28 protein-coding genes and 1 riboswitch are annotated in these 24,078 nt (G+C 31.2%); of the genes, 3 read left to right on the plus strand and 25 right to left on the minus strand.

The genetic code is table 11. From position 1 onward, the window contains the following. Positions 1-26 precede the first annotated feature (26 nt). From ABF633_RS10145 to ABF633_RS10190, 10 genes are all read right to left on the minus strand, one after another. Entirely contained in the window at positions 27-467 is a 441-nt protein-coding gene (locus tag ABF633_RS10145; RefSeq protein ID WP_415523582.1) for a YiiD C-terminal domain-containing protein, read from the minus strand. Next, positions 464-1,042, minus strand: coding sequence for a precorrin-6Y C5,15-methyltransferase (decarboxylating) subunit CbiT (gene cbiT, locus ABF633_RS10150; RefSeq protein WP_415523583.1), 579 nt, complete (start codon positions 1,040-1,042; stop codon positions 464-466). Before cbiT ends, ABF633_RS10145 begins: the two co-directional genes overlap by 4 nt. Further along, complete coding sequence (gene cbiE / locus ABF633_RS10155; protein ID WP_415523584.1) at positions 1,023-1,640, minus strand: precorrin-6y C5,15-methyltransferase (decarboxylating) subunit CbiE; 618 nt, start codon at positions 1,638-1,640, stop codon at positions 1,023-1,025. The genes cbiT and cbiE overlap by 20 nt, the downstream gene beginning before the upstream one ends. Before the next feature lie 48 nt (positions 1,641-1,688). Continuing rightward, complete coding sequence (gene cutA / locus ABF633_RS10160; RefSeq protein WP_415523585.1) at positions 1,689-2,021, minus strand: divalent cation tolerance protein CutA; 333 nt, start codon at positions 2,019-2,021, stop codon at positions 1,689-1,691. 53 nt (positions 2,022-2,074) lie between these two features. Then, the gene (cbiD, locus tag ABF633_RS10165; RefSeq protein ID WP_415523586.1) at positions 2,075-3,166 is read right to left on the minus strand and encodes a cobalt-precorrin-5B (C(1))-methyltransferase CbiD; all 1,092 of its coding nucleotides are present in this window, start codon (positions 3,164-3,166) and stop codon (positions 2,075-2,077) included. A 110-nt stretch (positions 3,167-3,276) separates the two neighbouring features. Further along, positions 3,277-3,825 (minus strand): hypothetical protein, encoded by a 549-nt coding sequence (locus ABF633_RS10170; protein WP_415523588.1) that lies wholly within the window; start codon positions 3,823-3,825, stop codon positions 3,277-3,279. Between the two features lie 43 nt (positions 3,826-3,868). After that, positions 3,869-4,498: a precorrin-8X methylmutase gene (locus tag ABF633_RS10175; RefSeq protein WP_415523626.1), complete on the minus strand. Its 630-nt coding sequence runs from the start codon at positions 4,496-4,498 to the stop codon at positions 3,869-3,871. Between the two features lie 94 nt (positions 4,499-4,592). Further along, on the minus strand, positions 4,593-5,039 hold the full coding sequence (locus tag ABF633_RS10180; protein ID WP_415523589.1) for a GNAT family N-acetyltransferase: 447 nt from the start codon (positions 5,037-5,039) through the stop codon (positions 4,593-4,595). Between the two features lie 298 nt (positions 5,040-5,337). Next, positions 5,338-5,520 carry a hypothetical protein gene (locus ABF633_RS10185; RefSeq protein WP_415523590.1) on the minus strand — a complete coding sequence of 61 codons (183 nt, stop codon included), beginning with the start codon at positions 5,518-5,520 and terminating at the stop codon, positions 5,338-5,340. Beyond that, entirely contained in the window at positions 5,510-6,262 is a 753-nt protein-coding gene (locus ABF633_RS10190; protein WP_415523591.1) for a nitroreductase family protein, read from the minus strand. The genes ABF633_RS10185 and ABF633_RS10190 overlap by 11 nt, the downstream gene beginning before the upstream one ends. A 350-nt stretch (positions 6,263-6,612) precedes the next feature. Between ABF633_RS10190 and ABF633_RS10195 the strand changes: the two genes are divergently transcribed. Beyond that, positions 6,613-7,584, plus strand: a complete 972-nt coding sequence (locus ABF633_RS10195) for a helix-turn-helix transcriptional regulator (RefSeq protein ID WP_415523592.1) — start codon at positions 6,613-6,615, stop codon at positions 7,582-7,584. A gap of 72 nt (positions 7,585-7,656) precedes the next feature. Next, a complete protein-coding gene (locus ABF633_RS10200) occupies positions 7,657-8,106 on the plus strand; it encodes a GyrI-like domain-containing protein (protein ID WP_415523593.1) in 450 nt (149 codons plus the stop codon). A gap of 109 nt (positions 8,107-8,215) precedes the next feature. Here ABF633_RS10200 and ABF633_RS10205 read toward each other — a convergent pair whose 3' ends face one another. The 12 genes from ABF633_RS10205 to ABF633_RS10260 form a co-directional block, all read right to left on the minus strand. Beyond that, positions 8,216-8,929: an MBL fold metallo-hydrolase gene (locus ABF633_RS10205; protein ID WP_415523594.1), complete on the minus strand. Its 714-nt coding sequence runs from the start codon at positions 8,927-8,929 to the stop codon at positions 8,216-8,218. Further along, on the minus strand, positions 8,926-10,242 hold the full coding sequence (locus tag ABF633_RS10210; RefSeq protein WP_415523595.1) for a cobyrinate a,c-diamide synthase: 1,317 nt from the start codon (positions 10,240-10,242) through the stop codon (positions 8,926-8,928). Before ABF633_RS10210 ends, ABF633_RS10205 begins: the two co-directional genes overlap by 4 nt. A 4-nt stretch (positions 10,243-10,246) precedes the next feature. Then, positions 10,247-10,786, minus strand: coding sequence for a cob(I)yrinic acid a,c-diamide adenosyltransferase (locus tag ABF633_RS10215; protein WP_415523596.1), 540 nt, complete (start codon positions 10,784-10,786; stop codon positions 10,247-10,249). Positions 10,787-10,960: 174 nt separating this feature from the next. After that, positions 10,961-12,010, minus strand: a complete 1,050-nt coding sequence (locus ABF633_RS10220; protein ID WP_415523597.1) for a pyridoxal phosphate-dependent aminotransferase — start codon at positions 12,008-12,010, stop codon at positions 10,961-10,963. A 92-nt stretch (positions 12,011-12,102) separates the two neighbouring features. After that, a complete protein-coding gene (locus ABF633_RS10225; protein ID WP_415523598.1) occupies positions 12,103-12,894 on the minus strand; it encodes a CPBP family intramembrane glutamic endopeptidase in 792 nt (263 codons plus the stop codon). A 274-nt stretch (positions 12,895-13,168) separates the two neighbouring features. Continuing rightward, a complete protein-coding gene (locus ABF633_RS10230) occupies positions 13,169-13,828 on the minus strand; it encodes a GyrI-like domain-containing protein (protein WP_415523599.1) in 660 nt (219 codons plus the stop codon). Positions 13,829-13,839: 11 nt separating this feature from the next. Next, positions 13,840-14,634 (minus strand): MerR family transcriptional regulator, encoded by a 795-nt coding sequence (locus ABF633_RS10235; RefSeq protein ID WP_415523600.1) that lies wholly within the window; start codon positions 14,632-14,634, stop codon positions 13,840-13,842. Between the two features lie 55 nt (positions 14,635-14,689). Further along, positions 14,690-15,658, minus strand: a complete 969-nt coding sequence (gene cbiB, locus ABF633_RS10240) for an adenosylcobinamide-phosphate synthase CbiB (protein ID WP_415523601.1) — start codon at positions 15,656-15,658, stop codon at positions 14,690-14,692. Continuing rightward, positions 15,655-17,178, minus strand: a complete 1,524-nt coding sequence (locus tag ABF633_RS10245) for a cobyric acid synthase (RefSeq protein ID WP_415523602.1) — start codon at positions 17,176-17,178, stop codon at positions 15,655-15,657. Before ABF633_RS10245 ends, cbiB begins: the two co-directional genes overlap by 4 nt. A gap of 2 nt (positions 17,179-17,180) precedes the next feature. Beyond that, a complete protein-coding gene (locus ABF633_RS10250; RefSeq protein ID WP_415523603.1) occupies positions 17,181-18,026 on the minus strand; it encodes a sirohydrochlorin cobaltochelatase in 846 nt (281 codons plus the stop codon). Positions 18,027-18,301: 275 nt separating this feature from the next. After that, positions 18,302-18,489: riboswitch (cobalamin riboswitch) on the minus strand. 82 nt (positions 18,490-18,571) lie between these two features. Next, the gene (locus ABF633_RS10255) at positions 18,572-19,000 is read right to left on the minus strand and encodes a hypothetical protein (protein ID WP_415523604.1); all 429 of its coding nucleotides are present in this window, start codon (positions 18,998-19,000) and stop codon (positions 18,572-18,574) included. Positions 19,001-19,028: 28 nt separating this feature from the next. Beyond that, the gene (locus ABF633_RS10260; protein ID WP_415523605.1) at positions 19,029-20,483 is read right to left on the minus strand and encodes an FTR1 family iron permease; all 1,455 of its coding nucleotides are present in this window, start codon (positions 20,481-20,483) and stop codon (positions 19,029-19,031) included. 686 nt (positions 20,484-21,169) lie between these two features. On the opposite strand from ABF633_RS10260, the gene rfbD reads away from it, so the two are divergent. Continuing rightward, complete coding sequence (gene rfbD / locus ABF633_RS10265) at positions 21,170-21,835, plus strand: dTDP-4-dehydrorhamnose reductase (protein WP_415523627.1); 666 nt, start codon at positions 21,170-21,172, stop codon at positions 21,833-21,835. Between the two features lie 140 nt (positions 21,836-21,975). On the opposite strand, the gene ABF633_RS10270 is transcribed toward rfbD, so the two are convergent. The 3 genes from ABF633_RS10270 to ABF633_RS10280 are packed head-to-tail and all read right to left on the minus strand — an operon-like array spanning position 21,976 to position 23,799. Next, positions 21,976-22,644 carry a hypothetical protein gene (locus tag ABF633_RS10270; RefSeq protein WP_415523606.1) on the minus strand — a complete coding sequence of 223 codons (669 nt, stop codon included), beginning with the start codon at positions 22,642-22,644 and terminating at the stop codon, positions 21,976-21,978. Beyond that, a complete protein-coding gene (locus ABF633_RS10275; RefSeq protein WP_415523607.1) occupies positions 22,644-23,456 on the minus strand; it encodes an ImmA/IrrE family metallo-endopeptidase in 813 nt (270 codons plus the stop codon). Before ABF633_RS10275 ends, ABF633_RS10270 begins: the two co-directional genes overlap by 1 nt. Further along, on the minus strand, positions 23,449-23,799 hold the full coding sequence (locus tag ABF633_RS10280; RefSeq protein ID WP_415523608.1) for a helix-turn-helix transcriptional regulator: 351 nt from the start codon (positions 23,797-23,799) through the stop codon (positions 23,449-23,451). Before ABF633_RS10280 ends, ABF633_RS10275 begins: the two co-directional genes overlap by 8 nt. Positions 23,800-24,078: the final 279 nt, after the last annotated feature.

A 24,078-nucleotide genomic window follows, 5' to 3' on the forward strand; every position in this document is an offset into this window, starting at 1 on the left:
TGATATAATTTTTTATTATTATATTTTTATTTAAACGCCACATATTGTCCTTTGAATTCTGCTAATAAAGTTTCTTTGTTATAACAAGATACTTTAAGATTTAATCTGCCTTTTTTGTGTTTAGTATACATTTCAAAAAATTTTCTTTTACTTTCCTCATCTGATAAATTGCATTCTGCAATAAAATCTTCCTTGATAGGTAATAAATAATTTATATTGCTTTTTTGAATTACAATATGAGCATGCGGGTCTATTTCTTTAATATTTATGAACACCATTGCCCATCCACAAACAACCATCAGACAATCTATACTTCCACCAAATGCTGTTCCTTTATGGTTTATATTTGGTTCTAGCTTTGCAGATATTCTTATTCTCTCTGGCGTAAACTCTACAACACTAAATCCCATTGCTTTTGTAATCGGTATTTTCTTATGCAGAAATTCTTCAAATTCATTTTTATTCATAATATCTCTCCATGCTTCTTTACTGCTGTTACTATAAAAATAGAGTTGTTTGCCACCAGCATGGAGCTTTTTCCCTTACCTTTACTCACTGCCACCTGAATTAAATCCGTATCATATTCCAGATTCCTAAGTGTGTGCATTGCTCTATATACATTATCAATGGTAATAAAATTTAGCACCATATTCTTTCCCCGTTTTAACTTTCCTCCATAGCTAGTTATTATATCCTCTATATTTCCACCACTGCCGCCGATAAATATAGCATCAAATTCTCCTTGTATACTATTTACTGCCTGAAGAGCTTCTTCTTCTATAATACTAATATTATGAACACTAAATTTCTCTTTATTTTTCTCTATTAGATCTATTGCTTCTTTGTCTCTTTCAATAGCTGTAATCTGTCCCTCATAACAGATTTTGCTCATCTGCACAGATACAGAACCAGTTCCAGCCCCTACATCCAGCACCTTAAAGTCTTTTTCTAAATTAAGCTTAGAAATACTGAGTATTCGTATTTCTTCCTTTGTCATAGGGGTTTTACCTCTTATAAATTCTTCATCCTTTATGTATTTCATTTTCTATCACCACCACCGCCAAATCATCAAATTCTCTATGTATAAATTCCTCCGGCCTTCCAATTAAAATTCTTTCATCATCATAAGACAAGTTTTCTCCTATATATACCTTAACTAAAAGCTTCTCATTAAATAATCTTTTACAAATTTCCTTTGGAGAATTAATTTTATCTGTAAGCCATATGGAAACTTTATTCTCTTTAATCATCTGTATTAAGTTTTCTTTTCTTCCATGGAGACTTCCAAGATAGGCTTCCTGCCAGGATTTATTGAGTTTTGCCATGAGATATTGAAAAGAGCTTATACCTGGTATTGTGATTAATTCACCTTTGTAATTCCTATTTATATAATCTGAAATTCCATAGAAACAAGGATCTCCAGATGCCACAATGGAAATACTCTTATCCTTATTATTATTTATTATATCCAGTATTTCCTTTAAAGTCTTTACTAATATTCTATTTTTATCTTTAATAAAAGCTATACTCTTTATTGCTCTTTTAAAACCTATAATAATATCTGACTTTTCTAAAATTTCTATAGTCTTAACCAGCATATATTCTCTGCTGCCAGGTCCAATTCCCACTATGTAAACCATATTTTATCCTCACAATTCTAAAAAATCTTTTACAAAGTATTAAGTTTTCTATTCAAATAATTCATTTATAATTGGTATAATATTAATTAACGGCTCTTCATAAGGATGAATTTCTTTGATAATCCTAATGGCATTCTTAACATATTCTCTTTTACATCTTATCTCAATCTTACATTCTTCACCTTCACACACTTTACCCACTTCACCATTAAATGGCTTTGAGCCTTCTAAAGGTCTCCAGTATCCTCTGACATTTGTTATAGAGATAACATTATCATAATCTCCAATCTTACAAGCGTTAACTTTATTAAGTTCATCTCTTAATTTTATTATATATTCTTCTGGAACATATATTTCAATTTTTACTTCTTTGAATTCCATGAATTAATTCTCCTTACATATATTAATTCTTGTGGTATCATAATATCTTACAATTATTTATTGACATTATCTCTACTATCAAAAAGTACTCCTCTTCCCATAGAGAACATAATGACTTCTGCCTCTATTTGATTATAGGAAAACTGCTCTATTCTCTGCTTTATCTTGTTTCCTATTCTATAATAAATCTCTTCATAATTATTACCTAAAAAATCAACTGCCCCTTCAGTAGTTTTCTGATCATAAACCTTTTGTACAATTTCTGTACGCTCTCCCATAAGTGCCAGTTCAAGAGCTATTACCTCAAGTCTTACACCACATACTCTGCTGTGAGTGTTAAAACAACCAGCTGCTACTTTACATAGCTTTCCTATGTGACCTATAACCGTAATTTTTTTTATCTTTTTTTCTGCACAACTATTTAATGCAAAACCTACATAGTTAGACATGGATACTATTTTTTTAGGGTCAATATCCAGCTCTTTGGCTTTATCCTCTCCCATATTTCCAAAAACTAAAACTAGTTCTTTATAACCCAACGCAGCTTTTTGATTTATCTCCAGCTTTATGGATTCCTTTAGTGCTTCTTCAGACATAGGCACTACTATTCCCGTTGTACCCAGTATAGAAATGCCGCCTTCTATATTAAGTCTTGGATTAAAGGTATTTTTAGCTATTTCTTCTCCCTTTGGTACAAATATAGTTATTTCTATTCCTTTATCCTTAGGTAAAACCTCTCTTACCTCTTTTTCTATCATATTTCTTGGCACTGGATTTATGGCTGGCTCACCTTTTTTAACATATAAACCTTCACCTTTAACAATACCTACACCTTTCCCACCCTTTAAAGTATAGCCACTGCCCTTTTTCTCTGCTCTTGCCCATATTTCAAGTCCATGAGTTATATCTGGATCATCCCCACCATCTTTTACAATACAGCATTCCACATAATTTTCACCTTTATCTATTTTCTTAATTTCCAATAAAAGTTCTATTCCCTTAGGTGTATCTATTCTGATTTCCTTCACTTCATTGCCATAATAAAGCATAACAGCCGCTGCTTTAGCTGCTGCTGCTGCGCAGGAACCTGTAGTATATCCACATCTAAGCTTTTTTCCATCACAATTTATATACAAATCAAGCATATTTTATCTTTAGCCAGAGTGCGTTACAAGTACACAAACAAACTAAATACTTACCTCCTTTCTTACACTATTTTATGCATAGCACGTTGATAATTCGTTATAATAGAATTTTACAACTTCAACATTTTTTCAATATTTTTTCTTACGTCACTTGTCAGATTTCCTTTTAATGCTCTTTCTAATAAATCAAACCTCTTTATTTCATTTGATAGTAGATAGTTTTCTATTATTCCAGCTTTTATTTCTTTATTTGGCATCAATTGATATATAACATACCAATCTTCTAAAGAAGTTAAAGGTATGTCTATATTATTAATTTTAATAGTTTGTAAAATTGATTTATTATCAAAAAAGTATCTGTACATTCCTTCCTTATGGTTAATGCTCAATCCAGCCATAACATCAACCTCAAAACCATTTACAACATATTCATAAAAATATTTTGTAGAATATGTATTTGACTTTTCCCAGACTTTCTTTTCTCCAATACTTTTTAGAATTCTATCTGCTTTTTCAATATCATTTAAATCCACTAAAATGTCAATATCATTAGGTTTATCTATAAGTCTATAGTGATTTAATAATATAGATCCACCAACTCCCCACAAAACGCTTCCTTTATTAAGCTTTTCACCTATATAACTTAAAGTATCAAGCATTTTCAGTCTCACCTCTACTTCTTTATATTCTACTAAGATGATATTAATTTCTCTCTACAAGCATATACATAAGTGCATTTACAATAGCCGCTGCCACTGTACTTCCACCCTTTCTGCCTCTCACAGTTATCAGTGGTAAATCCAATTTTTCTATTTCTTTTTTCGACTCAGCTGCCCCAACAAAACCTATAGGCGCCCCTACTATGAATTTTACATCAGCTTTGCCTTCTTCTATAAGTTCCTTAAGCCTATATAAAGCCGTTGGCGCATTTCCAAACACAAAAAATTTCACACCTTCCTCTACTGCCTTCTCTACAGCTGCCATAGAACGGGTTATCTTTCTCTCCTTAGCCTCTTTAGCTACATCCTCTCTTGACACAAAGCACTCCACTTTGCAATTTAGCTCCTTAAGTGCCTTCTTGTTTATCCCTGCTAAAGCCATATTTGTATCCGTGTAAATAGTAGTACCATTCTTTAATAATTCCAGAGCCCTGTCAATAGAACCCTCTCGTATATAAAGCAAATCCTTGTACTCAAAATCTGCTGTGGTATGTATTACTCTCTTTACTATGTTAAGCTCTCTTTCTGGCAAATTATACTCTCCCATTTCTTCCCCTATTATTTCAAAGCTTCTCTTCTCTATATCCGTAGGCATTTTTATATAATCCATAATTTATTTTTAGTGAGTAAAAATATGTAAATAACAGAACTCACTAAAGTGTCACTTCCTTTCTATTCCGTATCTAACTTAGCTTACAATACTTTAATTAAAGCTTTATTATAAAGCCTGTCTTTATACCCCTGGCAAATCCAGCTTTTTCATAGAACCTCAAAATTTCTTCTTTTTTTGAACCTGTTAACAGCATAACTTTATAACAATTCTTTTCTTTTGCAATTTCTACTGCTTTGTTCAATACTTTGGTTGCATACCCTCTTTTCCTATAAGCTGAATCTGTAATAACATTCTCTATAAGTCCATAAGGTCGTATGTTTCTAGTAAGATTTTCTATAATTGATATATTGCAAGAAGATACTATTTTACCATCCACTTCAACAACAATATAATATAAATTGGAATTATTATATATTGAATTCCATACTCTATGTAAATTTTCGTTATTTAACGCATCTGGGTCTTCAGGCTGTAACTGTCTGTATAAATCAAGTAATTCATTTAGCTCATTATATTTTATAAACCTTACAAATTCAGACATTTAATTGCCTCCATTAAATATTTTTTCAATTCAAAATCGTATTGAACTCATTTTAGCTTTGTTTATAATTTTAAAAATTAAGCGCCATACTCCACGTAAATCCTAAAAACAATGTATCTAAAATATCTACATAAAAAACAGAGAGCCTTAATATATTATAATTTATAATAGGTATTATAGCATATTGTTCCTTTATAAATCCACGCTGCTCCTAATCATATCAACACATTCAATTTTCATTCTCCTTATCAATAATCAGCCAGTATGTATACCACTCATGAACATCTTCATTAGCCTTTTACATTTTCTCTATTTTCTTTGATACTGCTAATTTAACAAAATCAAATATTGATTCTAATTCAATAAAAGTTTCAAAATTATTAATTTCATTATTATTAATATTTAAAAGTTCATTAAATGATAAAGGTTTTAAAGTAAATACTGCTATTCTGTACTTTGTTCTAAATAATCTATAACTCATCACTCCTAAATTTTTTAAGATACTCTGCTGCTGAACGATTCATCTCCAAGGCGAAAGCTGACATATACTTGCGGTTGCAGAATGCCTTAATATCTTCCCTGATATTCTTATCTGCTAAACCTGTCTTTTCATTTCTTTTTAGATGCATTTCCATATGCTCTTCCTTAGTTAGTCTGTGATATTTGTTTTCAAACACTAAATACTGCTTTTCAAAACGGGCAGGTTTTCTTCTATTCTTTTGAGCTTCAACAGGATAACCATAAACCACCATAGCAGCAGGCAAAACATAATCAGGTAAATCTAAAAGTTCCCTGACAGTTTCACAATTTTCAATGATATCTCCAATATAGCATGAACCAATTTCCAATGACTCTGCCGCTACTACTGTATTTTGAGCAGCTATTATTGCATCTGCACAGGCAAGAAGAATATCTCCCTCTCCTGGTTTTCTTGGATTGCAGTTTTCAAAGCAAAAAGAATCATACCATCTCTGATAATCTGCAAGGAATACTATCACCAAAGGTGCCTTTGCAATAAAAGGCTGGTTATCACAGGTTACTGCCAATTTTTCCTTTAATCTTTCATCAGTAATATCAAGTATGCTATAAAGCATCATTGCACCTGCAGTTGGAGCTTCAAATGCAGCCTTTAATATTTTCTTTTTTATCTCATCTGAAATTGGCCTATTTTCAAATACTCTCATTGATTTTCTATTTTTTATTTGTTTTAAGACTTCGTTCATAGTTCTTCTCCCCTTAACTATACACTTTAATCTATATCCTATCTCATACAAATTTCTATGCAATTCTTTCAACTGCTATAAACAGATATCGTCAATAATACTATATCCTATTCTATCTAAAACTTAAAATTATTTCTTCAATTAACTTATTTAATTCTTTATAATAGTTATAAGGAATATCATCTACTAACCCTTAATAGAGTTATCCGATAACAGCGGCACGTTCCTGGATAATTCATCTAAACTTAGTGGGAATACAAACTCCCACTAAGTAAGATTCATTGGTATTTCAATATACTATTTTTTACTTTTAACAAACTAATAAAAAACTAGGATAGGAGTGTGTGTTCATGAGACTTCACAGACTTTTAGGAATTATTATGCTGCTTGATTCACGTGGAATAATGAAAGCAGGAAATTTAGCCAAATTACTTGAAACCTCAGAAAGAACAATATATAGAGACATTGATATATTGTGTGAAGCTGGTATTCCTATTCAGTCAATTTCAGGTCCTAATGGCGGTTTTTCTTTTATGGATGACTATAAAATCAATTCAAATGTGTTGGAGAGTGGAGATGTTTTTAATCTTTTATTTTCAAGTATGGGTATCAGCCCAGAAAAGAATACAGAAACAGCACAACAATTAAAAAATGCCATTATTAAGCTTGAAAACAGTTTATCAGAAGAACACAGGGAAGAAATTATTAAGGCTAAGGAAAGATTCTTTATTGACGCAGAACCTTGGTGGGGCAAAAGGTTGCCGAATAAAAATGTAGATATAATAAAAAAATCAGTACTGAATTTAAAAAAGCTGAAGGTATACTATAAAAAATATGATGGAGAAGTATCAGAAAGGATTATAAGACCTTATGGTGTGGTGGTAAAAAATTCTCAGTGGTATGTAGCGGCTTTTTGTGAAGTAAAAAACGAGATTAGAGTTTTTAAATGCAGCAGGATTACAAATATAGAAGTACTGAATAAAAGCTTCAGCATGCCTAAAAACTTTTGCCTTGAAAAATTTTGGAGCAATAGCAAACAGCACTTTATAAAACAAACCTCCCTTGAAATAGATCACAATACATATGCTGTCAAAATTAAATTCTATGAGGAAAAGAAAAAACTGCTTGAAGGCTTTCATGTAATATCTTCCATGAAAGTAGAAAATATTTGTATTTATGATATTGATATGATAAGCTTCAAAACTGCCTGCAGTGTAATTTTCCCTTTAAGTGACAGGATAGAAGTTTTAGAGCCTACAGAACTTATGGAGTACATAATCAGAAAAACCAATAAAATTTTAAATTTATATAAAGTTAAATAAATTCCTGACATAATGTTGGCAAGGATTACTTGATATAATTAACATATAAAATATTGAAAGGGGATTACAATTATGGAAGGAAAAATAATAAGCATTGAAGGCTTCAAAGCTGTAGGTATTACCTATTTTGGGAACAATACTAATGGAGAAATTCCAAATCTTTGGGAGGTGTTTAACAAACGCTACAAAGACATAAAACAAAAAAGTAAATCTATGCTGTGTTATGGTATATGTGATGATGCACCAGATTCAGAAGGCAGATTCCACTATACCGCTTGCGCAGAGGTAGACAGCTTTCAGGATATACTAGAAGGTATGGAAACAAAGGTTGTGCCAGAAGGTAAATACCTTGTATATACTTATAGCGGAGCTATACAAAACATAGGTAAATTTTATGATAATATATTTGCCAAGTGGCTTCCAACTTCAGGATATGAAATTGATTTCAGACCTCAGCTTGAATTATACGATGAAAGATTTATGAACAACGGAGAATTCGACATATATATACCAATTAAGTAGAACTTTTAGGTATAGTAAAAAGGATATGCATGCAGCATGTCCTTTTTCTGTCTTTGAGTTAGAACATAATATCCTTACACAAATAGGCAGATGCCATTGCTACTTTTAATCATTCTACTTTGTTTAAATATTTTTCATATTCCTTTTGTAATAGTTCTTTACTATTTTCTGTACCATGGGCAGGAATAAATAATGAACAACCTGTATTTAATAATTTTTTCCAGCTTTTTATCATAGTAATTTTATCTTCTGCATAGGGTGGAAAAACTGAATTTCTGAAGACACCAAACATAGTATCACCAACTATAGCTATTTCATTATCTATAATTATACTTAATGAACCTATTGAGTGGCCCGGAGTATGAAGAATATATGCTTCAAATCCCAAATCCACCAAATTAAAATTATCTTCAACTACAATGTCACAAGTTACTGCTTTATATTTATAAAACTTCCTTAAGCTTTCTCCTAATATTCTTGTAATAAAACCAGTTGCTAAATTTGTTCCTTTTATTACTGGATTATTTCCATTTCTAATAAAATCTTCTTCACTCTTATGAACAATTAAATTAGCTTTATAATTTTCTTTTATATTATATGCATTTTCTGCATGATCAAAATGAGTGTGTGTCAATATCAATGAATCTATAGAATTCTCATTTACTCCAAGTTCATCTAGTTTATTTTTCAGCTCCTTCCATTTGTTTTTTCTCCCAGTATCAATTAATATATACTTTTCTCCGTTTGAAACTAAAAATGAATTACTTCTTCCATCTAAAGTTTGATATATCTTTTGTCCATTTTTTGTAGTCCAAGATTTCATATATTAATCCTCCCAATTAAATCATTAAACATCTCTAGATTTCCAAAGAAATGCACATGAGCATAACTCCCTAGTGCGTTACCTTTAACATAACCACAGCTCCACTGCTTTCTGAAGCCATCATAGCTAACCTTTGCAATCTCATATACACTGCTCTCTTCTAAACTAACTTGAGACTTATGAAACTCATGACAATTAAATCTTAAACCTACAGGTAGTATTGAATTCTTATTGATTACCCTAACTTCTGCATACCCAAAATTCTGAAGCTTATTAGTCATGTTAGACTCACCTTTAAAAAATCCTACAGTTTCTCTTCCATCTATTGCTTCTGTAAGATACATCAAACCTCCACACTCTGCATAACATCTTATTCCAGAATTTAATGCATTTCTTATACTATTTAGCATGGTTTTATTTTCACTAAGTCTTTCTATAAATACCTCTGGATAGCCTCCTCCTAGGTAGATGAAATCCACATCTTTTGGTAGTTCTTTGTCTTCTAGTGGACTAAAAAACTGTACCTGCCCTACTTCCTGCAAAAGCTCTATATTTTCCTTATAATAAAAGCTAAAAGCCTTGTCATAGGCCACTGCTGATTTTATTTTCATATTCTTTACATGAAAATTATCACTGTATTTTTCAGCAGGGACAAAGTACTTTAACAGCAAATCAACATCCACATTATTTTCTATAAGCTGTGCACAGATCTCAATTTTTTTCTTTAAATCTTCAATCTCGCTGCTTTGTACAAGTCCTAAATGCCTACTCTTTATGGAAAGTCTCTCATCTTTTGGAACATATCCAAAGACTTTGATGTTACAATATTTCTCTACAGCTGCCCTTAAAAGCTTGTAGTAGCTTTCCTTTATATTATTAAATATTATTCCTGCTATATTTATACTTTCAAAATTCACCAATCCCTGTATTTCTGCACACAAAGTAGAAGCTTTAGCTTTTGGTGATAAGACTAAAATTACAGGTAAATTAAGTACCCTTGATACATGTGCTGTAGAATACTGAGTACTTATTCCCTTTCCATCATAAAGGCCCATAACCCCTTCCACTACAGAATAATCACCTTTACCTCTGGAAAAGCTAGCTTTAACCCCCTCTTCTCCCATAAGATACAAATCTAGATTCCTAGCTGGCACTTTTGTAATGTATTCATGAAAATCTGGATCTATATAATCAGGACCCACCTTATAGCTTTGTACCTCAAATCCTCTGTCTTTAAGAACCTTTAATAGTCCCATGGTTATTGTGGTTTTCCCCCCTGAACTTCCATTAGAGGATATAACAATACTTTTCATATGCTTAATACTCTATCCCTTCTCTAGCGGGAACTCCTTTACCAAAATAATGCTTTATTTCTCTCATTTCTGTAACCAAATCTGCCCTATCTACTATTTCCTCTGGTACATTTCTTCCCGTTAGTATAAGCTCCATATTATCAGGCTTATCATCTATAAGCTGCAGTACCTGTTTCCTTGACACGAGTTCATTTGACAGAGCCCCCATAATTTCATCCATAATCAAAATATCACATTTATTGTTTTTTAAAGTCTCTAGACAAAATTTATAAGCCTCCTGTATTTCAAGCTTTAGTTCTGCTTTTTCTTCATCATTTAAAGTCCAAAAGAAGCCTCTCTTTTTTTCAAACCTAAAAATCTTAAAATTAGGTTCTAACTTTTTTATACTTTCAAGTTCTCCAGTGGAACCAGATTTTAAAAATTGAACCATGAATACACTATAATCATCTCCTGCTGCCCTAACTCCCAGGCCCACAGCAGCAGTAGTTTTACCTTTTCCGTTTCCTGTATAAATCTGTACATAACCTTTAGATAGCTTTCCCATAAAACTCCTCTTTTCTAACATCATCCGATTACTAACCGCTATAGCCCAACCACTTTCATTCTTGCAATAACAACATTATACTTATGGATAACGAATTCTAAAATAATGAATTTATTCTAATAAAATTCACAATATAACAAATACTTGTTAGCATATATTCTATTGCTTAATTCTTTAAAAACTAATATTTTTTAATACCTTAATTAGACTCTCGTTAGCTATTCTGTCCTTAATAGCAAATCTTACATAACTCTTATCAAGTCCTCTAAAATTACTGGCTTTTCTAATAATTATCCCATTCTCAAGGCAATATTTATATAGTTTTTCTTCATCTACGTTCCTTAGCTTACAAAGGACAAAATTTGAAAAACTTTTAAAAGTTTGCTCTATACAGGGAATCTCTTTTAGCTGGTTAACGAAGACTTCTTTTTCTTCTTCTATCCACTGAAGAGATTTTTTAATATATTCTTTATCTTTTAGGGAGTATTTAACTGCTAATTCTGCAAAACAATTTATGTTCCATGGATTTTGCTTTTTTCTTATATTATTTAGTAGTTCTCTATCACTACTAATGCCATATCCAAACCTCACTCCCGGCATAGCAAAAAATTTAGTAATAGCTCTTATAATAAAAATACATTTATTATCTTCTATTTTATCAATGAAACTATTTTTTATTCCTCCTGTAAATTCTATAAAAGCTTCATCTATAATTACTGTTTTATTCTTAACTTCACAAATCTCTATAATAGTCTCAAATTTAGCTTTATCTATGATATTCCCGTTAGGATTATTGGGATTGCCTATTATAACTGCCTCTACCTCAGTAAGCTTATTCTCAATATCCTTATAATCAAAATCCATATTATCTAATAACTTGGAATATTCTACGTGACAACCCCACTTCTTTGCATCTATTTCATATTCCACAAAGGAAGGCACTACTATCAATATACTTTTAAAATTACTTATAACTAAATCTATAATTTCCGCTGCACCATTTCCCAACACAAAATTTTCTTCTACAGTGCCAGTATAATCTGAGAGCTCTTTACATACTTCTCTATACTTAATATCAGGGTATCTGGTTACATTATTTAGTGCTTCAGCTATATTATTTTTGAAGCCTTCAGGTACTCCAAGTGGATTTATATTTGAGCTAAAATCTAAGAGTTGTTGTCCTTTAAAAACGCCTTCAGTGTATATGTCTCCGCCATGAATCATATATAAGCCTCCTCATCTCCGCATATAATTCGTCCTATGAATAGATTTGTATTATGTAATAATAGTCAAAGATCACGCTAACACTCTTCATATTAGCAGTTTATAACACTGTCTTTTTTTATAGAAAGGAATCCCCATCTGCTTATGCCTACAGCCATAATAGTTGAATAAACTACAAATAGGAAATATGGCACAATACTACCTTGATTGTATTCAGGACTTATCAAAAAAAGATTGAAACATAAATTTCCTGCAAAATGCCATATGGAAGCCGGAATAACATTTCCTTTTGATTTTTTAGTAACCCAATAATATCCAAAACTATCTGTAATACACCCAAGTAAAAATAAAATCAACGGTGCCGACATATTTCCTAACCAAAAGAAATGATAATGCCATAATGCCCAAATACTGCCAAGAAGTATAGGTGTTGCTAAGTTACCACAACGCTTATCTAATTTTTCTTGTAGAAACCCTCTCCATCCTATTTCTTCTGCAATCAAAGCCCACATAACTATTATCAGTCTCTTTGCAGTAATACCTGCTATAAATGGAATACCATCGACAAAAATAAGCGATGTTAACTTTGTGATAGTTAATACAGCTAACGGTAGTATTACCGCTAATACAATGCAGCGTATTTTTATATTATCAAAATAGCACTTTTTTAAAAATACCCGTATTTTTCTACTGCCACCCAAAATTGCAGTTGCAATCAATGCTGCAAGTGTTGGTGTCATTGCTTCAATGCCATACAAAATAAAGCTCAGCGTTCCCGATTGAAAAATGCTAAAATTCTTTACTAAAAATACGCATATCAACGGTAAACCAAACACCAAAATCAAAAATAACCCAATATATTTCTTAACATTTTCATCTTTCATATTGATATCCTCACAATAGCATTTAGGTTACAGGTATTTAAGGTTATAGTCATGCTAGAAAACATAATGTCAGTTTATTCAATAATAGTATTAACCAATTTTCTTTTCATTTTTCCTCTCCTGCATAGTTCATCTTAATTTACTATTGCAACTCATCATTATTATTAATACCTATATTTTTTCTTTTCAATTAATGGCAAAAAAATTTTTTGTCTCCTTGCATAATGATGATACTAGCTCAATTGTCCAGACAGCGTCTAGGCAATCTGAATTGTTACTTATACTCAACAGGATGCCTTAAAACAGTTTTTAATTTTTCAGGACTTGTTTTTCGTGGATCAGATAAATAGATTTCGTGATGTCTTCTTATTGTTCCATCTGGTTGAATCGTTGAAATAGCATCTATCAAATTATTACCTTCAATATAGGTTTCAATTTGTTCAACTGTTTTAGGTTCATCATCATAGGGTCCAATATGCATCATTTGTACACACAAACCTTCATTAAATGTCTCAAGTCGCGCCTTTGAAATATCAAGGTGTGGCTTCTTTTTTATAATTTCAGAACACGCCCACTGAAATACTTCATTTGTAACAAATTCAGGCTGCCTAATCATTGATGTCCAACAGAATTTATCCTTATTAGAAAAATCTATTTTACAATCCTTCATCCACCACAATCCTTCCAGTGGAGGGACTACATATTCAAAATACCCCTTTGGCTGGTAATTACCCATTTTACTCATTTTAATTGTATAAGAGAGCGCATATAAAAGCTCTACAGCTGATTCATATTCCGCTTCCTTCTCATTAGGGTTTCCTTTTCCATCTACCATAATAAAATTCATGGTTGGCACATCAATAAGGGTTGGCTTGCTCTTTGGCATATATAGATCTTTAAATTCCTTTTTATAATCTAATCTATTTGTAACCATAGTTTTCCCTCCTATTCTATTGGAATAATTATCTCAGTTACATATTTATTGGGATTCCCTTTAAATATCATGCCTGGACCTTTTAAATATATTTCTCTTGAAGGAGTGAGACATTTTAAATCATGCTCTCCAGCGTAATCCAATATAGCTTTGTATGCCATATTTAAACTTTCATAAGTGCCAATATGTGTAGTACAAAGTGCTTTTATCTGTGGTAACTGTTTTACTGTAATATCAGGATGTTTAATTAATTTTGAGATTGGTAAGCATGCCTCAATATCTGCGTCCTCTCTGTATTCACTATCATAGTAACAATTAAAAGGATAACCATTAGCATTGCCTTTAACTGCTGCATATACCTTACCAATATACTTTCCAACATCGCTATATTTACCTTTGTATCTAATTGCTGCCACTGTTATAGCTTCAATATTCTTGACTTCAATTTTATAGTTCATACAATCACCCTCCATTTGATTTGGTTTAATATAGAGGTCAATTTTTTTCAATAAGGATTTTTCTTTTTGGATTTTATCTTCAATCATTTTTTTCTTTTCTTCTAAAAAATATGATAAATCTGAAGAGGTTTCATAATTACTAAGGACATCTTTTATTTCAGAAATTGAAAATCCAAGATTCCGCAGTAATACAATTAATTCCGCTTTTTTAAAATCATTTTCTTCATAAAATCTATAGCCATTTTCTTCATTACGATAAGATGGCTTAAGTATATTTTCATCATCATAATATCGTAATGTTTTTACTGTAAGCTTTGTTATTTTAGAAAATCCCCCTATTTTATACATATTATCACCTCTACATTCTCAGTATAAACTATCTCCCACACAGGAGAGTCAAGCATTATTTTAAAAAGATATTAGTAATCAAATAAACTACACTAATATACATAATGATTAACAATATCTCCGAACCATACATCAGCCTAATAACTTCTTTAACATGTCTTTTATCCAAATTTTGCTTTTTATCCCCTAAGGTAGGCTTGTAAACAAGTTCCCCAAAATAGCTGTTAGTACCACCCAGTTGTATTTTCATTGCACCAGCAGCTGCTGCCTCAGGGTAGGCACAGTTTGGACTCTTATGATTTTTTCTATCCCTAATCATTATTTTGAGGCTTTCTAAAATATTTCCCTTCACCAAAGGAGAAACCAATGCTATAAGTATACCTGTAATTCTAGCCGGTATTAAATTAAATAAATCATCTGTCTTTGCTGGGAAAAAACCTATATAGTAATATTTCTTATTTTTATAGCCCAACATAGAATCCATGGTATTCACTCCTTTATACAGCATAGCTAAAGGTGCTCCACCAATAATGGCAAAAATGAGAGGTGCTATAACTCCATCAGAAGTATTCTCCGCCACAGTTTCCACATCTGCCCTTATTATTTCCTCCTCCGAAAGTTCTTTTGTATCTCTGCCTACAATGTAGGAAAGCTTTATTCTGGCATCCTCTATATCCTTATTTTCAAGGGAAATATGTACTTTCAACGCTTCTGTATGTAAACTCTTTGCTGCTAGTGTCGTCCAAATTATCAGTACATTCAATACGTGATGTAGTACTGTAAATGGTTTAACAATTTCTAATACACAAAATGGAATAATAAAGCTAATAAATCCAACAACTATTACGATTAAAGCACCAAATAATCTTAACTGATTATTATTTCTAGACAATTTTCTAGCTTTCTTTTCTAAAAAGCTTATGATTTTTCCAACGTATATTATAGGGTGCGGAAGCCATCTTGGGTCTCCCAATATGAAATCTAAAATTACTGCTAAAACTATATCCAAAGCTGTATGCATCATTTTTTCAACCCCATAATTTCATATATACTCTCCATATCTAAAGATTCCCTGACTATAGCTGCTAATTTATCCAGCTCTTTTTCTCTAAGCTTTTCATATTCCTTGGATTCTTTAAGATTTATACCTTTTTTACTTCTTAATAAATTCACTATGTACTCTCTAAAATAAATGCTGTCAAATATTCCATGAATATAGGTACCCATAACATTTCCTCTTTTATTAATTGCACCATCACTATAATTTACTTTCAGTCCATTTTTATCTATTATATTAAAAAGAGGTTTTGAGTTTTCTCCGTATTTACATATTCCCATGTGAATTTCATAGCCATAAACTTCTTTATTTATATTGTAATTTACTATATATTTATTAACACTCCTCAATAAATCATCAGAAGCCATAACTGCCTTTACCCTTGTTGTAACCTTTTCTTCTTCAAAACTTGTATCAATATCTAACAGCTTCATTCCTTCTGTGTTTAGACTATCTGTTTCCACTCCATAAGGATCTTTAACAGAGTTTCCAAGCATCTGATATCCACCACATATACCTATAACAATTCCAGTTTTGCTGTATTCTTTTATCTTTGCTTCCAAACCATTTTCACGAAGCTTTAATAAATCCTCTATGGTATTCTTACTTCCCGGTATAATTATCATATCAGGATTTCCAAACTCTTCTACATCAGTTATAAATCTTATGGATACATCCTCTTCTGCTTTAAGTGCGTCCAAGTCTGTAAAATTAGATATATGCGGAAGCTTAACAACGGCTATATCTATAGCTCCATGAGGTTTATTTTCAAATTCCACTGCTCCGTCCTCATCTTCCAGCTGCAAATTAAAATAGGGTACTACTCCAATACAGGGTATTTTTACTATATCCTGAAGCATATTGAGACCTGGTTTTAATATATCTATGTCCCCTCTGAATTTGTTTATAATAGTACCCTTAACTCTCTTCTTTTCGTCCTCATTCAATAAAAGCATAGTACCTGCAAGAGAAGCAAAAACTCCACCTTTATCAATATCTCCTGCTAGTATTACAGGGGCATCTACCAGTTCTGCCATACCCATATTAACTATATCTCTATCTCTTAGATTTATCTCTGCAGGACTTCCTGCTCCTTCCATAACTATTATATCAAATTCTTTTTCCAGTTCCTCAAATTGCTGCTTTAACATATCCCTAAACACAGGTTTCATATTATGATATTCCATGGCGGTATAATTTCCATAGACTTTCCCATTAACTATAACCTGAGATTTCTTATCAGAAGTAGGTTTAAGCAGTATAGGATTCATATAAGCCTCTGGCTCCATACCACATGCATAGGCCTGAAGTACCTGTGCCCTGCCCATTTCTTTTCCATCTAAAGTTATATAAGAATTCAAAGACATATTTTGAGATTTATAAGGCACAACCTTGTAACCATTCTGCTTAAAAATCCTGCATAATGCAGTTACAAGAATACTTTTACCTACAGAAGAGGCTGTACCCTGTATCATTATCTTTGCCATATTTAAATCCCCTTTTTACTTCTTCCCATATTTTTATATTTACCTATAATAGTGTCTTCTACATGATTTACAAATATTTCTCTAAATAGAGGATTTTCTCCCATACCATGCATATATAAATTAACTTTAAAACCCTCTTTTTCAAGAACTCTCTTCCATGAATCCTCTTCATCTGAAGCCATGTCATTATTACAGTGATCTCCAGCCACCACCATAAGAGGCATTAACGTAACTTCTTCTACCTTATCTCTTTTTAGTGTATTTATAATATTGTCCAGCGAAGGATAGCCTTCCACCGTTCCAATATATACATTATTTATCTGATGATCCCTAAGTACCATCTGAAGACAGGAATAACAGGCATTTGCAGGATGAGTTGTTCCATGCCCCATAAACACTACTGAACCAGTTTCAGGCATCTGAAGTTTTATAGCTTGCATAGCCATTAAATAATCATCCTGAAGCTGTTCACCATCTCCCTTAAAATAAAGTATAGGTCTTCCCAATTCTATTTTATTAAATACATCCTTTTGTCTGTAGCTTTCCACTACCCTTTCTACATACTCATATTCCTCTCCAGGCATTATATGCAGTGACTGAACAATGACCTCTTTGTAGCCTTCCTCAGCTATCTTTTCTAAAGCTTCTTCTGGAGTATCTACAATATATCTGTCTCTTTCCCTAAGTACTTTAATTATCATATGGGAAGTGAATGCCCTCTTCATATCATAATCCTTAAACCTATCCTGTATGCACTGTTCAATACTGTCTATAGTCAATTTTCTAGTTTCCCCATAAGTAGTTCCAAAACTTACTACAAGTATCACCTTATCCTTTTTCTTCTGCAAACACTTTTCCTCCAATCAAAATAGTCGCAAAATTTGTAAGAAATAAAAAAGGTAGTGCTTTCAGTAACACTACCTTCTAAAATAAAAAATTCACAAGTTATCAGAAATTTTTATCATGAAAAGATCCTTCCCTCCGAAAGCTTCATAAACAGAGTTCTTGGCATCAGGTGGAGTTTTTATCCCATCTGATGCTTAGAAATCGTTATCCAGGGACGGAGCCGCTCCTTACTCCCACTTTCACAGAATGCGATGGGAGTATTAGAGCTGGTAGTCCTCGGACAAATTACAACTTAGGCAGGTCTCCTGACTTATGTATCATCCTAGTCTTAGCCTTCCCCATATAATTTAATATATAAGTGGCATATTAAGATTCGTCCTCATTTACAGTAGCGGGGGCTGCTGCGGACTTCAACCGCATTCCCTTTTCACCTTTTTGCAAGGCACCTAAGCTTCTATTAAATTTTCTACTTTAGTTTATATCATAATGAATATTATAGCAATACGTGTGGTAAAAAATACTTCAGTAATTAATTGTATAGAATACTCTATTTTAATTTTCCCACTTCATCAAGTTGTTTATCTAAAGCATCAATGGCATCAATCAAAGTCTTAGTATCAAGTGGTTTTATTTTTACTGCTGCATTTATTGTATGTAGAGGCTGTTCAACTTTTTCATACAATTCCTTATTTTTATCTTTAACGTTATCTTCAAATATCTTCCAGTTATCCTCAAGTCCTGCGGATGCATTTATAGCACCTTCCTCATCTTTATTCTCAAGTTTTGATTTCATATCCTTTAAAACATCTTTCATATTTTTAGAACCTTCAGATATACTTAATGTTTTTTCACCTTTAGCAGCAGATTCATTTTGTTCTGTATTTTGAGTCTTAGGTGCTCCTGCATTAGAACTGCATCCAGTTAATAAAAGTGCTGTTATCGTTGTTGCTGCAAATATTTTTTTAAAATTCATCATTTTGAAAAACCCCCTAATAATATATACATTATTTATTTGTTTTAACATGTCTCCAAACTACCATTGCAATAGCTGACACTATTAAAATTAATTGTGGAATTAAACTTTGAAGGGATGGATATACACCAAGCCAATCTATAGTTGGCAAAACATCATTGGTAGTCGTTGGTAATATCCCTGCTATTTGCAATCCATTAATACCCATACCCGTAAATTTTATTCCTAGATAAAATACTAATAAGCTTGAAACAATAAAAAATGGTCTCATTGGAATCTTTAACCCTACTTTTAATATTAAAAATGCTATAACTACTAATATTAAAGCACCTAACACTATTCCTGATATCAATGTAGTTAAACTAATAGATGATGCCATTCCTATATAAAACAGTACAGTTTCTGTTCCCTCACGAAAAACTGCAAGAAATGCTAAAAGTCCAAGAGAAAATAAACTTCCTGTGGCAATTGCCTGGGTACTTTTATTCTTAATATAATCATTCCATTGTTCTGCACTGGATTTGCTATGAAGCCAGTAACTCACATAGATCAGCATCACTGCTGCAAAAACACCTGTCCATCCAGCTATTAAAAAATTATTATTCCCAAAGGTTCCAGATGTAAATAATACCTTAATAATTATTGCTAATATAATACTTATAATTAATCCAACACCTACTCCACCAAAAATCCATCCTTTTTTATCTTCATGTCCGGATTTTTTAATGAATCCAAGCAAAGCAATAACAACTAATAATGCTTCAATTCCTTCTCTAAGAATTATTGTTATAACATCCATTATTCCATATGAGTTTTTACCTTCTACAGTAGATAGGTAATTGTACATTCTATCAATAACCATTTCAGCCTTAAAGGTCTGTACAGGCTTCATGGAAAGATAGGCTTTAGCTGTGACCATATCTTTTTCTGCATCACTGTATATTTTCTGTGATTTTGTAAGTATCACTCCTTCAACATCCAGCCAAGATGAACTAAATTCATTCATTGACTTTAATGCGGCCCCATTGTCACCATTTTTTATCTGCTCTTTAGCTTTTCCCAAAATATTTAATAAGTCCTTAACTGTGACATTTTTATCATTTTTATTAGATGTTTGATTTTCATATTTACCATTAATAAATTTTTCATTAGTTCCCTTTAAGTCATTTAAAGCTTCAGCAACTTTATCCTTCTGAACAGGATTTTGAGAGAATAAAAACTGCACCATTCCCATTTTTTCCTCTATATCCCCATAAGCTAGTTTTGATTGGCCTTTAACCCCATCTTCAAGTTCCAGCCAAGCTTTATTGTATGCATCGTATTCTGCCTTCCCTTTGTCTATATCTCCTGCTTGAACAAGTTGCTGTGCTTTATTCACCGATTTATTTGCCTCCACAAGACTTTTGTTTACATCGGCAGCAAAAGTAGTAACCGGCATAATCAACAACATTAACAGCACAGTAAGTAAAGTTATTATTTTTTTCAAGTGTCATCAACTCCTTAATATGTATTTTAAACATTGAAAATTCATTTCTCTTGCAAATGATAATTAGTATCATTAATATATTATTAAAAATATTTCTTACTGTCAATACATCTAATAATATTTTTTATAATGAAATTTTTTACATTGTTAAATTACATGCTGATCGTTATTCATATTTGATAAAATACAGCAATGTATGAAAAAATAAAAATTGTTAAATTATAATTATTTTTTGCAAAAAAATAAAATGTTTAATAATAAAAAGCAATTAAGCTATTCTACTAAACATTTTACTTTATAAGCTATTCTTGAAATGTTTCATTAAAATAACACTCTTGGTGTAGCTTTGTAAAAAAGTTTGTTCAAAAACTAATAATAAAGCGAACTAAACAGGTAAGCAAAATTGTATTTTAAAAAATTTAATAATATGATGTTTATAAAATAAATTTCCAATATATTCTATTTGTAATAATGAATTATATAGAATATATTGGTACAATTTCTATATAATTTAGGTTGAAATTCTTAGAAAGTGTGACATATTAACGATATAAACAACTCAATAAATAGTAATTTGTAAGTTAGTTAAGCAAAGATTTTGTGTATAAAGAGCTGGCTATATATGAAGGGATGATAAATAAATGAAAGTTTTAGTAACTGGTGCAACAGGATAGTTAGGATACGATATTATAAAAGAACTCAAAAAAAGAAATATAGACGCAGTAGGTATTGGTTCAAAAGATTGTGATATTACAGTTAAAAATGCCGTCTTTCAGACAATTGAAAATGTAAGACCTAATGCAATTATTCATTGTGCTGGTTATACTGCCGTTGATAATGCAGAAATTGAAATAGATAAATGTAATTTAATCAATGTAGAAGGAACTAAAAATATTGCATTGGCTTGTAAGAAATATGATATAAAGCTATTGTATGTAAGCACAGATTATGTGTTTAGTGGCGATGGTACAGAACCATGGAAACCAGATGATGAAAGAAAACCAGTTAGTCAGTATGGAAAAAGCAAGTATCAAGGAGAGTTAGCAGTTGATAGTTTGCTTGATAAATATTTTATAGTTAGAATTTCATGGGTATTTGGAATTAATGGAAAAGATTTTGTTAAATCTATGTTGAAACTTTCTGAAACTAACAATGAAATAACGGTAGTTTCTGACCAAGTTGCTTCTCCAACATATACTGTGGATGTTGCCCAAATTATGGTTGATATAATTCAGACAGACAAATATGGAAAATACAATATTTCAAATGAAGGTTTCTGCTCCTGGGATGAATTTGCTGAAGAAATTTTTGATTTTTGCAATCATATATTAAATAAGCCATTATCTAAGTAAAACTGAGTAATATAAGCATTTATTAGAAGGGATATTTTATTTTTGCCCCTTATAGAATAGTATTAGTTAGCATACAAAAAGCATGAAGAGGCACTTATTTTAAATGGTACCTCTTCATACTTTTTTATATTAATTTTAACCTATTTATGTTTTAAATACGTACTTAGATTTTGAATCTTCTGTTTAGCATTTATATCATTCTCATTGCAAAAATAAATCATCCATTGCTTCTCACTTTGACTATAAGGACTAATCCAAAATCTTCCTATAAATGCCTTTAATTTTGAAGAAAAATTCATATTCAAATCTGATAAGCTACAAATAATATTAAATTGATTTTCCAGATCCTTTTCTGATATTATGCCTTCTAAATAATCTAGCAGTAATATTTCATAAAATGCAAAAGGCATAACATCTGAGTCAGGTATTCTCATTAATGTATAATGTGGTCCATATTCTTTGATATCATCAGTTACTAAAGTTATACATCCTAGCGTCTTAGCCATTGCTATTGCATAAACTTCTCCGAGATCGCCACCATCATAAAGAATTCTAATATCACTCACATGTTCTTTAAATACGTTATACATTCCAATACTCTTTAAATAATCATTAGTAATCATTTCTATTCTGCCTGCTTCTACATCTTTATCAAATAGATCTATAACTTCTTTTGTCGCATGGTTTTCCATCTCATGATAACGAATAAATTCATATACCTTCAATTTTTCAAATCTATTAAACAATATATGTTGATAATTTCCATTGTACAGATGGATAATAACATTTGTATCTAGTGATGCCTCCATTAATCCATCCTCCCGATCAAATCATCAAAACTTTCATCCTCCTCAAGACTTTTTTGTTCTGATAAGTCTTCTAAATCTTCCGCATTTAAATTTACATAATTTAAAGCTTTTTCTACACTCTTAATTGGAATTAATTTCTCGTTGTAATTTGAAATAACCCATTCTAAGTAGTCAGCTGGTACTTTTTTAGCTTCAGTCGGTTTGCACAAATCGGCATTTCCTCCAATAGCATTCAGTAACCTTGATGTTGTTTTTTCTAATTTTTCTAGTTTTAATTTATCTATTAAAATATCATCTAGTATCCCTAATGCTTTTAATCTAATAAGTACCATATCATAGCTGACATTAAATGCAGTTTGTATTCTTGCAATATCCAATCCACTCAATTTATCAATGCTTTTATCATCTAACTCTACCCTAATAAATGTACTTACCTTTTCTCTTGGCATTAATAAACATGCTGCAAAATAATTAGCCTCATGTTCATACTCATCTCTATCATTAAAATCATTATCCTTTATTATTGTAAGTTCTTGTTCTGATAAATGCAATTTGTGATGTCCAATTTCGTGAGCTACAGAAAAAATTTCCCTAGACAATATTAATGATGAGTTAGAAAAGATAATTTTCTCACTATCCTTTATTAAGGCAAATCCTAATATAGAATCACTTCCAATAGGATATCTAATAACTCTATATCCTATTTTAGCAGCAGCCTCAAATATATTTTGAAAACCATAATCTATTACTTTGCATTGATCCCTAACAGAATCAGCTATTTTTTCGATTTCAAGCTGGCTTGTTTTATTCATTTATCTCAACCTGCCTTATACTATTATATAATTTTCGATGAGCATAAAATGTATTAATCATTTCATTTATAAACTCAAATCCATCTCCATCAATACATTCTCCATTTTTTCTAAACATTGGTTCTTTTTGATCTACATTATTCACAGCAGAAGTTATATCCTCAGCATTAACTTTTAAAATCCCAGCAATGCTTGTGATACTAGCATATGATATATCTATTAACCCTTTTTCAATTCTGGCATACTTTTGTCTAGTACAATTTAATTTTTCAGCAACTTGTTCCTGAGTTAATCCTTTATATTCACGTAAAGTTCTAATTCTTGCTCCCAAAATTGCATTCATACTAACACTTCCTTTCAATATTACTATATGCTAATGCTAATAATAATGTTATAGTTTTGTAACATTATTATTTATTATAACATGTTCCTGTTAAATTATACATATAAATGTTATAATTTAAAAACATAAATTAAAATTTTTCAATAAATTTATAAAATCAAGTTCCATGTAGTCTGGTTAGAAATTTTTTAGATTCTTTAAAATTGAATTTTTTAATAAAATTCTTAATTTAAAATATAATAAAACACACTCTTATTTTGAATAGTAATTTCAACGTGA

This window comes from Clostridium sp. (assembly GCF_047718555.1).
Taxonomy (GTDB): domain Bacteria; phylum Bacillota; class Clostridia; order Clostridiales; family Clostridiaceae; genus Clostridium_I.

What these genes read in the sequence shown, in the direction of transcription:
- ABF633_RS10275 (WP_415523607.1), bottom strand. Translation starts at nt 23,456, where the DNA reads ATGAATAAAACAAGCCAGCTTGAAATCGAAAAAATAGCTGATTCTGTT.
- ABF633_RS10210 (WP_415523595.1), bottom strand. Translation starts at nt 10,242, where the DNA reads ATGAAAAGTATTGTTATATCCTCTAATGGAAGTTCAGGGGGGAAAACC.
- ABF633_RS10270 (WP_415523606.1), bottom strand. Translation starts at nt 22,644, where the DNA reads ATGGAGGCATCACTAGATACAAATGTTATTATCCATCTGTACAATGGA.
- ABF633_RS10185 (WP_415523590.1), bottom strand. Translation starts at nt 5,520, where the DNA reads ATGAGTTATAGATTATTTAGAACAAAGTACAGAATAGCAGTATTTACT.
- ABF633_RS10225 (WP_415523598.1), bottom strand. Translation starts at nt 12,894, where the DNA reads ATGAAAGATGAAAATGTTAAGAAATATATTGGGTTATTTTTGATTTTG.
- ABF633_RS10235 (WP_415523600.1), bottom strand. Translation starts at nt 14,634, where the DNA reads ATGTATAAAATAGGGGGATTTTCTAAAATAACAAAGCTTACAGTAAAA.
- ABF633_RS10230 (WP_415523599.1), bottom strand. Translation starts at nt 13,828, where the DNA reads ATGGTTACAAATAGATTAGATTATAAAAAGGAATTTAAAGATCTATAT.
- ABF633_RS10245 (WP_415523602.1), bottom strand. Translation starts at nt 17,178, where the DNA reads ATGGCAAAGATAATGATACAGGGTACAGCCTCTTCTGTAGGTAAAAGT.
- ABF633_RS10255 (WP_415523604.1), bottom strand. Translation starts at nt 19,000, where the DNA reads ATGATGAATTTTAAAAAAATATTTGCAGCAACAACGATAACAGCACTT.
- ABF633_RS10220 (WP_415523597.1), bottom strand. Translation starts at nt 12,010, where the DNA reads ATGATTCATGGCGGAGACATATACACTGAAGGCGTTTTTAAAGGACAA.
- ABF633_RS10200 (WP_415523593.1), top strand. Translation starts at nt 7,657, where the DNA reads ATGGAAGGAAAAATAATAAGCATTGAAGGCTTCAAAGCTGTAGGTATT.
- cbiB (WP_415523601.1), bottom strand. Translation starts at nt 15,658, where the DNA reads ATGATGCATACAGCTTTGGATATAGTTTTAGCAGTAATTTTAGATTTC.
- ABF633_RS10190 (WP_415523591.1), bottom strand. Translation starts at nt 6,262, where the DNA reads ATGAACGAAGTCTTAAAACAAATAAAAAATAGAAAATCAATGAGAGTA.
- cbiD (WP_415523586.1), bottom strand. Translation starts at nt 3,166, where the DNA reads ATGCTTGATTTGTATATAAATTGTGATGGAAAAAAGCTTAGATGTGGA.
- cutA (WP_415523585.1), bottom strand. Translation starts at nt 2,021, where the DNA reads ATGGAATTCAAAGAAGTAAAAATTGAAATATATGTTCCAGAAGAATAT.
- cbiT (WP_415523583.1), bottom strand. Translation starts at nt 1,042, where the DNA reads ATGAAATACATAAAGGATGAAGAATTTATAAGAGGTAAAACCCCTATG.
- cbiE (WP_415523584.1), bottom strand. Translation starts at nt 1,640, where the DNA reads ATGGTTTACATAGTGGGAATTGGACCTGGCAGCAGAGAATATATGCTG.
- ABF633_RS10280 (WP_415523608.1), bottom strand. Translation starts at nt 23,799, where the DNA reads ATGAATGCAATTTTGGGAGCAAGAATTAGAACTTTACGTGAATATAAA.
- ABF633_RS10180 (WP_415523589.1), bottom strand. Translation starts at nt 5,039, where the DNA reads ATGTCTGAATTTGTAAGGTTTATAAAATATAATGAGCTAAATGAATTA.
- ABF633_RS10205 (WP_415523594.1), bottom strand. Translation starts at nt 8,929, where the DNA reads ATGAAATCTTGGACTACAAAAAATGGACAAAAGATATATCAAACTTTA.
- ABF633_RS10215 (WP_415523596.1), bottom strand. Translation starts at nt 10,786, where the DNA reads ATGGGAAAGCTATCTAAAGGTTATGTACAGATTTATACAGGAAACGGA.
- ABF633_RS10195 (WP_415523592.1), top strand. Translation starts at nt 6,613, where the DNA reads ATGAGACTTCACAGACTTTTAGGAATTATTATGCTGCTTGATTCACGT.
- ABF633_RS10170 (WP_415523588.1), bottom strand. Translation starts at nt 3,825, where the DNA reads ATGCTTGATACTTTAAGTTATATAGGTGAAAAGCTTAATAAAGGAAGC.
- ABF633_RS10145 (WP_415523582.1), bottom strand. Translation starts at nt 467, where the DNA reads ATGAATAAAAATGAATTTGAAGAATTTCTGCATAAGAAAATACCGATT.